Raw genomic sequence first — 9120 nt, forward strand, 5'->3', positions numbered from 1 at the left:
AGAGAAAAACTTGCATGGCCATGGCGCTTTCGACCATTATAGAGCAAAGCGTCGGCTACAATCGCGGCCGCGGACAGAAGCAGGATCGTCTCATGAAGCCCATTTTCGTTCAGCTCCAATGCGCCCCCGGCAAGACCTACGAGGTCGCCGACGCCATCTACCAGACGGAACTGGTCTCGGAGCTCTATTCCACCAGCGGCGACTACGACCTGCTGCTGAAGGTCTACATCAAGGACGAGCAGGAGATCGGCAAGTTCATCAACGACAACATCGCCAACATCCCCGGCATCGTCCGCTCGCTGACGACGCTGACATTTCGGGCGTTCTAAAAGGTCCAGAAGATGGACGGGCATCGCTGTAACGTCATGGCCAATCAGCGGGATTCCGCGCCTAAACACAGGCGATCAGCTTGACAGAAGAATAGCGGTTCGCACATACCTGCAGGGCCTGTTCTAATAGGGATATTGACGTTTGTAGGCGCAGGGGAGCAAGTTCCAAACACCTGTCGCTCTCAAGGGACATAGGGAAGCAAGACTGTGATCTACGAGATCAGAATTTACGACTGCCTGCCCGGCCGATTGCCCGCTCTGCTCAAACGCTTTGCCGAACATACGCTGGCAATATGGGACAAGCACGGCATCAAGCAGGCGGGTTTCTTCACCACGATCGTGGGCGAAAACAGCCAGCGTCTCACCTATCTCATCGCCTGGGAATCGCTAGCCGATCGCGAGGTGAAATGGAAAGCTTTCACCACTGATCCTGCATGGCTTAAGGCCCGCGACGAGTCTGAGCGCGACGGGCAAATCCTCTCCAATATCTCAAACCAGCTATTGTCGCCGACCGCCTTTTCGGCGGTACAATAAGACACCACCGATCCCGCTTGCCGCCAGTTGGAATTCCACCCGATTTGGTCATTTGCGGAAGCGATGAAGAACGGCGGCTCTTGGGTTATCGCCAACGAACCACCCCGATATTAACCCTCTTTCCCGAAACCGCTTGGCTTTTCGCCCGTAATTAAGCTCTTTTTAACCGTCCGCTGAGCAGCCTTGTCCGCTGATCAACGGATGGCGCTTTCGTGCGCCTGATCGCCGCGGTGGTACGTGGCCCAAGGATCGAGGGCGGATCGATGACATCGGATATTCAGGCACAGAAGCCGGGCGGGCCACTGATCGTGCATGTCGTGCGCCAGTTCCTGCCCAATAAGGGCGGATTGGAAGATGTGGTTGCCAATCTCTGCCGGCAGTTGATCGGCCGAGGCTATCGCGTCCGCGTCGTGACCTGCAACAGCCTGTTTTCCGATCCGGCCCGTGAGCTGGCGCCGAGCGAAATCATTGACGGCATCGAGATTGTCCGCATCCCCTGGTCCGGCTCCAGCCGCTATCCGCTGGCGCCAAAGGTGTTCAAGTATATCGCCGATGCCGACCTCATCCATGTCCATGCCGTCGATTTCTTCTTCGATGCGCTTGCCTGGGGGAAGCTTTTTCATGGTCGCCCGATGGTCTCCACCACCCATGGCGGCTTCTTCCATACGCCGAAATTCGCAGCCATCAAGAAGCTCTGGTTCAACACCGCAACCCGGCTCTCGGCGCTTGCCTATGCAGAGCTGATCTGTTGCAGCCAGTCGGACGAACGGCTGTTTTCGAGCATTGCCGGACGCCGTGTCCGCCTGATCGAGAACGGCGCCGACGTCGCTAAATTCGCCAACTGCGCAGCGCTGGAAGCCCGACGCCGCATCGTCACCATCGGCCGTTTCTCGGTCAACAAGCGGCTCGACCGCATGCTCGACGTCATGAGGGTGCTGGCCGACCGCGATCCGGACTGGCATCTCGACATTATCGGCGCCGCCTCCGACCTCGACCAGCCGACGCTGGAACAGGAAATTGCCGACCGCGATCTCGGCCGCCATGTGTCGCTGCATGTCTCGATCGACAACAGCGCCATCCGCAACATCATCGCCCGCGCCTCTCTCTTCGCCTCCGCCTCGGAGTATGAAGGCTTCGGCCTTGTGGCGATCGAGGCGATGAGCGCTGGCCTGCTGCCGGTACTGCACACGAACGACGCCTATGTCGCGCTGGCCGAGACCCACCCGGCGCTGATGCTTTCCGACTTCTCGGATCCGCAAGCGGCTGCCAATACTCTAGCCGCCGCTTTCGAGCGCCTTGAGACGGATGGCCTCGACTTACGCGACGAACTGATCCGCGACGCCCGCGCCTATGCGTGGGATGAAGTGGCGGAGCGTTATATCGATGCCTATGCCGAGGCCATGACCCCAAGGGGCAAACGACATCAGCCGTTGCCCCAACGCGGCCAGGTGGCATAGCCTTCGAGAATGCCCATGAGCCAGGCGCGCTTGTAACGCGCCGCATCAGCGTTGAACCGGACGAGCGCCGCCAGCCAGCCGCCAACGGGCCGCAGGAGGCGATAGCCGACATAGGCGAGCGGAAAACGCTGCTTGCGCATCAACGCCCCGAAACCCCGCCCATATTTGCGCGCTCGTTCCACCTGTCGCGGACCATATTCGTTGGTGACCTGATCGTGGTGGACGATCAATTCCGGAAAGAACATCAGCCGCTTGCCCGCCGCCAGCGCCCGCAGCAGAAAATCCGCCTCCTCGCCGCTCTGAAACGGCGTGTCCGACCCAACGCCGAGGTTTTCGTCGAACCCGCCGATCTCGGCCAGCGCCGCGCGACGAACGAAGATGCCATTGGAATTGCCGCATTTCAGATAGTTCCAGCGCGTCACCGCAAGCGGAACCTCACCCGTCGGGCTGACGGAGGCCAGGCCGCCGGCATCGAGCGTGCGGCCGGTGACGATGGCAAGCTCCGGATGCGCGACGAACAGCCGCTCGGCCATCTCGAGCGTATCGGGCTCGTACCAGCAGTCATCATCGGGAAAGCAGACATAATCGCCACTCGCCGCCGCCATACCATTGTTGCGCGCCCGCGAAAGCCCCTTGAGGGAGCGGATATGCCGGATGGTGAAAAGGGGGGAAAATCGCCCGACCAACGCCGACAGCCTGTCATCCGGATTCTGGTCAACGACAATGACTTCGAAATCCCGATGTCGCTGACTGCTCAGCGACAGGAACAACCGTTCCAGCTGGTCGAAGCGATCGATCGTACAGACGATGAGGCTGAACAACGAAGTTCCTCTAGGCAAGCGGCGAAGCAGCCAATATCAGGAAAATTGAATATTAGCTGAAGTAAAAACAAAATTTACATTAGGAATAGACGGTAAATATTAAGGCATATGAAATAGAGCAGGCGCTATTTCCATGAAGAGACGGATAGTCTCGGCCACTTTCTGCGACTATGAGAACGGTAATCTTCATGACGAAGAGCATCATGGCGAATTCGGCGTTGAACGCGGTGGCGGGGCTGACCCTGCTCGCGACCGGCTTTGCCTGCTCGATCATCGCCGCCCGCCTGCTCGGTCCCGAGGCCAATGGTATCATCGCCTTTTCGCTATGGCTGACGACGACCGGTGCGCTCATCGCCGAACTCGGCGCCGGCGTCACGCTGCTGCGCATTCTGCCGCAGTTGAAGGGACGGGGTTATTCGACAGAGGAACGGCTGGGCTTTGCCGCCTATCTCCTGCAACCGACGATCCTCGCAACCGTAATCCTGCTCGTCGGTTACACCGCCTATTACTGGGATACGGAGCGGCTGCATTGGGCAGGCGACGCGTCCGCCGTCATCGCCATCACCGGCGCATTTTTCGTTCTTCAGTCGCTCGGCGCCTATAGCAAGAACTACCTGATCGGCGAACAGCAACTCGGCACCTTCCTGCGCATCACGGTGACGAGTTCAGCGCTACAGCTTGTCACCGTGCTCCTCGGTGCCATCTTCTTCGGCGTCAGCGGCGCGCTCGCCGGCTATGCCATCGGCCAGTTGCCGATGTTCTTCGCGACCCTGAAGATCGCAATCGCGCGCCGCAACAGTTGCGGCGTCGGCCTTAGTGCTCTCGTCAGCTCCTCGCTCATTCTCTCGATCGAGCTCATCAACAGCTCGATCTTCCTCAACCGCATCGAGCTGCTTTTCCTGCAGCATTTTTGGGGTATAGAAGCGGTCGGCTTTTATGCCGTCGGCCTGTCGCTCGCCAATCTCGCGCTGCAGCTTCCGGTGCAGCTAAGCGGCAGCCTGCTGCCCTATTATTCCGAGCAGATGCACGCGCAGCCATCCGGCAAGCTGCCGATCCGCGTCTTCGAAGGCGTAGCACGCAGCATTGCCTATATCACCCTGCCGATGAGCTTCGGCCTGGCGGCGATCGCGCCCGAACTGGTGGTCACGATCTTCGGCAAGCCCTTTGGCCCGAGCGGCGGCATGGTGGCGCTGCTGTCGCTGACGGCCGCACCTTACGTCTTCATGCAGATCTGCACGCAATATCTCTATTCCATCGATCGCACGCGCGAACGCACGATCATCGGCGTCGCAGCCAGCGTCATCATGGTCGTCGGCTGCCTGATCGCGGTGCCGCTCTATGGCGGCGAGGGGGCCGCCCTGGTGCGGCTGCTGGCCTTCACCGCCATGTGCCTGCTGATGGTGCGCCTTATGGAGTTCGAAGGCTCGATGCGCGGCATGTTCGTCAGCCTCGCCAAAGTCACCGCCGCCGCCATGCTTTGCGCCGCTGCCGCTTACGGCTTCCTGCATGTCCTGCCGGGCATTCCGGGCCTTGCCGGCGCCGTCATTGCCGGCGGGTTGGTCTACGGCCTGGCACTGCGGCTTCTGAGCGCCGTACCGCCGGAGGATATCGCCGTTATGCAGCAGATTGCCGCGCGCCTGCCACGGCGCGCCCATCCGATTGCCGTTCACGCACTGGCGCTATTGGCGCCGCGCCGAATGTGAGGAGATTATCATGGCTGGTTGGGGAGCCGCCGAATACGTGGACACAGTCAAAGAGATCACGGCCGCCGCCGTGCCGGTGACCTTCGCCGGCACCGTCGGCCTGTTCATGCCCGCCGCCGCGCCGCCAAGCCGCACGGCCCTGCTGTTCCTCAGCCCCTGGGGCTTCGAGGAAATGTGCACCCGCAAGTTCTGGCGCATTCTCGCCGAGGACTTTGCCAAAGCCGGCATCGCCAGCCTTCGTTTCGACTATGCCGGCACCGGCGACGCGCTCGACGTAGCGGATCAGGGGCAAGGATTGGCGCTCTGGGAGGATACCGCAATCGCCGCTGCTGCCGTGCTGCGGTCGCTATCGGGTTGCGAGCGGCTTATCCTGGTTAGCCAGGGGCTCGGAAGCACCATCGCTCTTGATGTTGCCGAACGGCTTGACGCCGTCGACGGCATCGCCCTCCTCGCGCCGACGATTTCTGGCCGTGCCTATCTGCGCGAATTGACTATCTGGTCGAAGATGATCGACGAAAGCATGGGGCTCGACGAGACACAGCGCCAGACCGAGGGCGTCACCGTCGCCAGCCTGCGCATGCCGGATACCATCGCCGCCACGGTCAAGACGCTCAACCTGATGACGCGCGGCCATGTCGGCGCGCCGAACTGCCTTGTCCTGACCCGACCCGGCCGGCCCAGCGATGCCGACTTCGCAACCCATCTCGGGACGCTGGGAACGCGCGTCGAACAAGCTGCCTATGAGGGCTATGACGAGCTGGTCTCGAACCCGACCATTGCCGCCATGCCGCTCGAGGCCAGCCGAAAAATTCTGGATTGGGCGCAATCGATTGCGACAAAGCCCGTCACGACCACACGCAAGATTCTCCACGCACCGCGCGCTGAAGCACTTGAGGGAGACGGTTTCCGCGAGACGCCGCTCCGCTTCGGCGAGGGGGATCGCCTTTTCGGCATTCTCTGCGAACCCTTGGGCGAGCGGACGGGCGCAACCGCGCTGCTCCTGACCACCGCCTATGACCGGCACGCCGGCTGGGGCCGGACATCGGTGACCATGGCGCGGGCACTCGCTCGCGACGGCATCGCCTCGCTGCGCTTCGACACCGCCAATGTCGCCGATAGCCCGCCTTTGCCCGACGCCCCCGACCAGGTGCTCTATTCCCGCGACCAACATCGGGATGTCTGCGCCGCACTCGACCTGCTGGAGGCGAGCCAATTGCTGCCGGCCTTTGCCGTCGGCCGTTGCAGCGGCGGTTATCTCGCCTTCCAGACCGCAATCAATGATGAGAGATGCCACGGCCTGATCACCGTCAACCCCTACGCCTTCTTCTGGGACGAAACGCAATCGGTCGACGAAGCCCTGCGCTTCGTGCCGCGCTCGCTTGAAACCTATGGCCAGAAATTCCTGCAACTGGAAACGCTGAAGCGGCTCTATGGCGGCCAGATCGACGCCAGAAGTGCCGCGCGCAACATCGTTACAGCGCTGGCAAGGCGCGCCGTCCGGCTCGGCCGCCCCCTGCTCGGTGTCCTGCCCTTCTTCGCCGGCGAACACGAAATCGTCATGGGCGGCTTCCGTGCGCTCGCCAGGCGCCGGGTCGACATATCGCTGATCTACAGCGCCCACGATATCGGCCTTGATCATTTTCACGAGCACTTCGGCGAGGACGCCTCAGCACTCCGGAATTTCCCCGACATCCGCCTCACCATCATCCCCGGCGCCGACCACAATCTGACGCCGCCCTATGCACGCAAGGTGTATTTGCGGGAAGTGAGGGAGATGGGATTGAGGCTGGGCAGGCGGTGAGGCCATCTCGCCCCTGGCGGGCGAGAAAGCAATTTCATTGGTTTAGGAATTGCGGCACGGGACGGTCCACATATTCAAAACCCGGCGCAATTTCTAAGCCATTGAAATTGCAAGGGAGGGGGTCTTTTCTTGCTCATTCTGCTTCCGGTAAGCAAGTGCGTCCCTGCCTACCCCCGCCCTTGCAAAATCTAGCACTTAGCCTGACGGCTAAATGCTGATTTTGCTTTCCCGCCCGCAAGGGGCGGGATAGACGCCGGATAGCCAAAACACTCGCAACATCCGACACTTGCTGTATACTCGCCGCATGAGGCTCCTGATCGTCGAAGACAACCGCGAACTGGCGTCCTGGCTCGGCAAGGCGCTGCGTCAGGCGCAATATGCCGTCGATATCGCCTATGACGGCGAGGACGCCGAGCATATGCTGAAAGTGGCGGGCTATGCGGTCGTCATCCTCGATCTGTCCCTGCCGAAAATCGACGGACTGACGCTCTTGAAGCGGCTGCGTCAGGGCGGCAACAAGGTGCCGGTCATCATCCTCACGGCCAATGCCAGCCTGGATGGCCGCATCACCGGGCTCGACAGCGGCGCCGACGATTATCTCGCCAAACCCTTCGAAATCGCCGAGCTGGAAGCCCGCATCCGCGCCGCCGTCCGCCGCGGCCATGACCGCGCCGCGCCTGAAATCGCCGTCGGCGACCTGGTGTTCGACGGCGGCACGCGACAATTCTCTCTCAGTGGCGAGACGCTGGCGCTGACGCCGCGCGAACATGCCGTGCTCGAGCTTCTCGTCATGAAGGCCGGCACCACGGTCACCAAGACGGCGCTGTCGGAAAGCGTCTTCGGCTTCGACGATCTCGCCGATACCAGCGCCATCGAAATCTACGTGCACCGCGTCCGCAAGAAGCTCGAAGGCAGCGCCGTGCAGATCGCCACGCTGCGCGGCCTCGGTTATCTCCTTCGCCATGCGCAATGACGAAAGCCTACCGCAGGAAGGACGTCTCGGCCGCGCCATCGCAGGGCTGACCGCCAGCTTGCGGGCACAACTGTTCGCCTGGGTGGTGCTGACGCTGATCGGGGCGATCTGCGTCAATCTCTATCTCAGCTACCGATCGGCGAATGCTACCGCCGATCTCGTCACCGACCATACGCTGCTCGCCTCGGCCCGCGTCATCGCCGAGGCCGTGCATGTCGATCCCAGTGGTACCGTGCAGGTCGACATTCCACCCGCAGCCCTTGAAATGTTCGATACAGGCTACGGCGACCGCGTCCTCTACCAGGTGGTGACCGCCTGGGGAAACCTCATCGCCGGCTATCCCGGCCTACCGCAGCCGAAGCGGCAACAGGTCGGCGAGGACACGGTCTTTCGCGCCGACAAGGTGCGACTGATGCTGCTGAACCAGCCGATCGTCGGGCTTGGCGCGGATAACACGATCTCCGTCACCGTCGCTGTCACCCACAACAGCCAGTACGCCATGCGCCGCAGGCTGTGGCTGTCGGATTTCACCAAGCAGCTCGTGCTGGTGCTGATCGCCGGACTGGTGACCATCATCGGGCTGCAGCGGGGTCTGGCGCCCGTGCTGCGGCTGCGCGACGCCGTGCGCGAGCGTGGGCGCGAGCGGTTGGACCCGCTGGAGCCGAACATGGTGCAGAGCGAGCTTCGGCCGCTGGTCCACGCTCTCAACGATCATATGGAGCGGGTGCAGAACCAGATGGCGGCGCAGCGTCGCTTCGTCTCCAACGCCGCCCATCAGCTGCGCACCCCGCTGGCGCTGATCTCGACGCAGGCAAGCGTCGCCGCGCGCGAGAGCGACAATGCCAGGCGCGACGAGGCGCTGCAGGCGCTACGCTCGAGCACCAAGCAGGTGACGCGGCTGGCAAGCCAGCTTCTCACCTTGTCACGGGCCGAACCGGGCAGCCGCAGGCCGCGCAGCGACACGATCGAACTCGTCGCCACGGCCCGGCATGTGCTGGAAAACCTCGCCGAGGAAGCGCTGCGGCGCAATATCGATCTCGGACTGGAAGCCGGCGGCACGCCGATCCATGTCGAGGGCGACGGCATGATGCTGCGCGAGATGCTGGTCAATCTCGTCGACAATGCGCTGCGCTACACTCCGGCGAACGGCCGGGTCACGGTCGGCGTCGCCCGCGATGGCGATGACGCCGTGTTGACGGTGGAAGACAGTGGCCCCGGCATTCCGAAAGCCGAGCGCGCCCAAGTCTTCGAGCGCTTCTATCGCATCATCGGCACGGAACCGGAGGGCAGCGGCCTCGGGCTTGCCATTGTTCGCGAGGTGATCGACGGGGCCGGTGGCTCGGTCACGCTTGACGACGCGGCCGAAGGCGGCTTGCTGGTGACCGTAAGGCTGCCGGCGGTCTGATTGGTTCCAAACCACCGGCAACTAGGACGCGGACTCATTAGCTGAAGCGATCCATATCCTCGTTGCGGCGAGTTTGAGGCCGGCAAGGTAGTTGTCC

The 9120-nt window shown here is 62.2% G+C and carries 8 protein-coding genes; 7 read left to right on the plus strand and 1 reads right to left on the minus strand.

The window, feature by feature from the left end; genetic code table 11:
- Positions 1-92 precede the first annotated feature (92 nt).
- From AB6803_RS24920 to AB6803_RS24930, 3 genes are all read left to right on the plus strand, one after another.
- Complete coding sequence (locus AB6803_RS24920) at positions 93-329, plus strand: Lrp/AsnC ligand binding domain-containing protein (RefSeq protein ID WP_039974084.1); 237 nt, start codon at positions 93-95, stop codon at positions 327-329.
- 207 nt (positions 330-536) lie between these two features.
- On the plus strand, positions 537-863 hold the full coding sequence (locus AB6803_RS24925) for an NIPSNAP family protein (RefSeq protein WP_183689927.1): 327 nt from the start codon (positions 537-539) through the stop codon (positions 861-863).
- Between the two features lie 263 nt (positions 864-1126).
- A complete protein-coding gene (locus AB6803_RS24930; RefSeq protein WP_371111395.1) occupies positions 1127-2320 on the plus strand; it encodes a glycosyltransferase family 4 protein in 1194 nt (397 codons plus the stop codon).
- Here the strand turns inward: AB6803_RS24930 and AB6803_RS24935 are convergent.
- A complete protein-coding gene (locus AB6803_RS24935; protein ID WP_371111396.1) occupies positions 2287-3141 on the minus strand; it encodes a glycosyltransferase family 2 protein in 855 nt (284 codons plus the stop codon). The two genes, AB6803_RS24930 and AB6803_RS24935, sit on opposite strands and share 34 nt — an antisense overlap.
- Positions 3142-3329: 188 nt before the next feature.
- Here AB6803_RS24935 and AB6803_RS24940 point away from each other — a divergent pair, with 188 nt between their 5' ends.
- The 4 genes from AB6803_RS24940 to AB6803_RS24955 all read left to right on the plus strand — a co-directional run bounded on the left by AB6803_RS24940 (position 3330) and on the right by AB6803_RS24955 (position 9023).
- On the plus strand, positions 3330-4844 hold the full coding sequence (locus AB6803_RS24940) for a lipopolysaccharide biosynthesis protein (RefSeq protein ID WP_371111397.1): 1515 nt from the start codon (positions 3330-3332) through the stop codon (positions 4842-4844).
- 10 nt (positions 4845-4854) lie between these two features.
- Positions 4855-6645, plus strand: a complete 1791-nt coding sequence (locus AB6803_RS24945) for an alpha/beta fold hydrolase (protein WP_371111398.1) — start codon at positions 4855-4857, stop codon at positions 6643-6645.
- Positions 6646-6949: 304 nt separating this feature from the next.
- Positions 6950-7618, plus strand: coding sequence for a response regulator (locus tag AB6803_RS24950; RefSeq protein WP_371111399.1), 669 nt, complete (start codon positions 6950-6952; stop codon positions 7616-7618).
- Positions 7608-9023: a sensor histidine kinase gene (locus AB6803_RS24955; RefSeq protein ID WP_371111400.1), complete on the plus strand. Its 1416-nt coding sequence runs from the start codon at positions 7608-7610 to the stop codon at positions 9021-9023. The genes AB6803_RS24950 and AB6803_RS24955 overlap by 11 nt, the downstream gene beginning before the upstream one ends.
- The last annotated feature ends 97 nt before the right edge of the window (positions 9024-9120 follow it).

It is taken from the genome of Rhizobium sp. RCC_161_2, from assembly GCF_041355235.1.
Classification (GTDB): Bacteria; Pseudomonadota; Alphaproteobacteria; order Rhizobiales; family Rhizobiaceae; genus Rhizobium.

Excerpts from the sequence above, each read along its gene's own strand:
- AB6803_RS24945 (WP_371111398.1), top strand. The coding sequence starts at position 4,855 with ATGGCTGGTTGGGGAGCCGCCGAATACGTGGACACAGTCAAAGAGATC.
- AB6803_RS24930 (WP_371111395.1), top strand. The coding sequence starts at position 1,127 with ATGACATCGGATATTCAGGCACAGAAGCCGGGCGGGCCACTGATCGTG.
- AB6803_RS24940 (WP_371111397.1), top strand. The coding sequence starts at position 3,330 with ATGACGAAGAGCATCATGGCGAATTCGGCGTTGAACGCGGTGGCGGGG.
- AB6803_RS24920 (WP_039974084.1), top strand. The coding sequence starts at position 93 with ATGAAGCCCATTTTCGTTCAGCTCCAATGCGCCCCCGGCAAGACCTAC.
- AB6803_RS24955 (WP_371111400.1), top strand. The coding sequence starts at position 7,608 with ATGCGCAATGACGAAAGCCTACCGCAGGAAGGACGTCTCGGCCGCGCC.
- AB6803_RS24950 (WP_371111399.1), top strand. The coding sequence starts at position 6,950 with ATGAGGCTCCTGATCGTCGAAGACAACCGCGAACTGGCGTCCTGGCTC.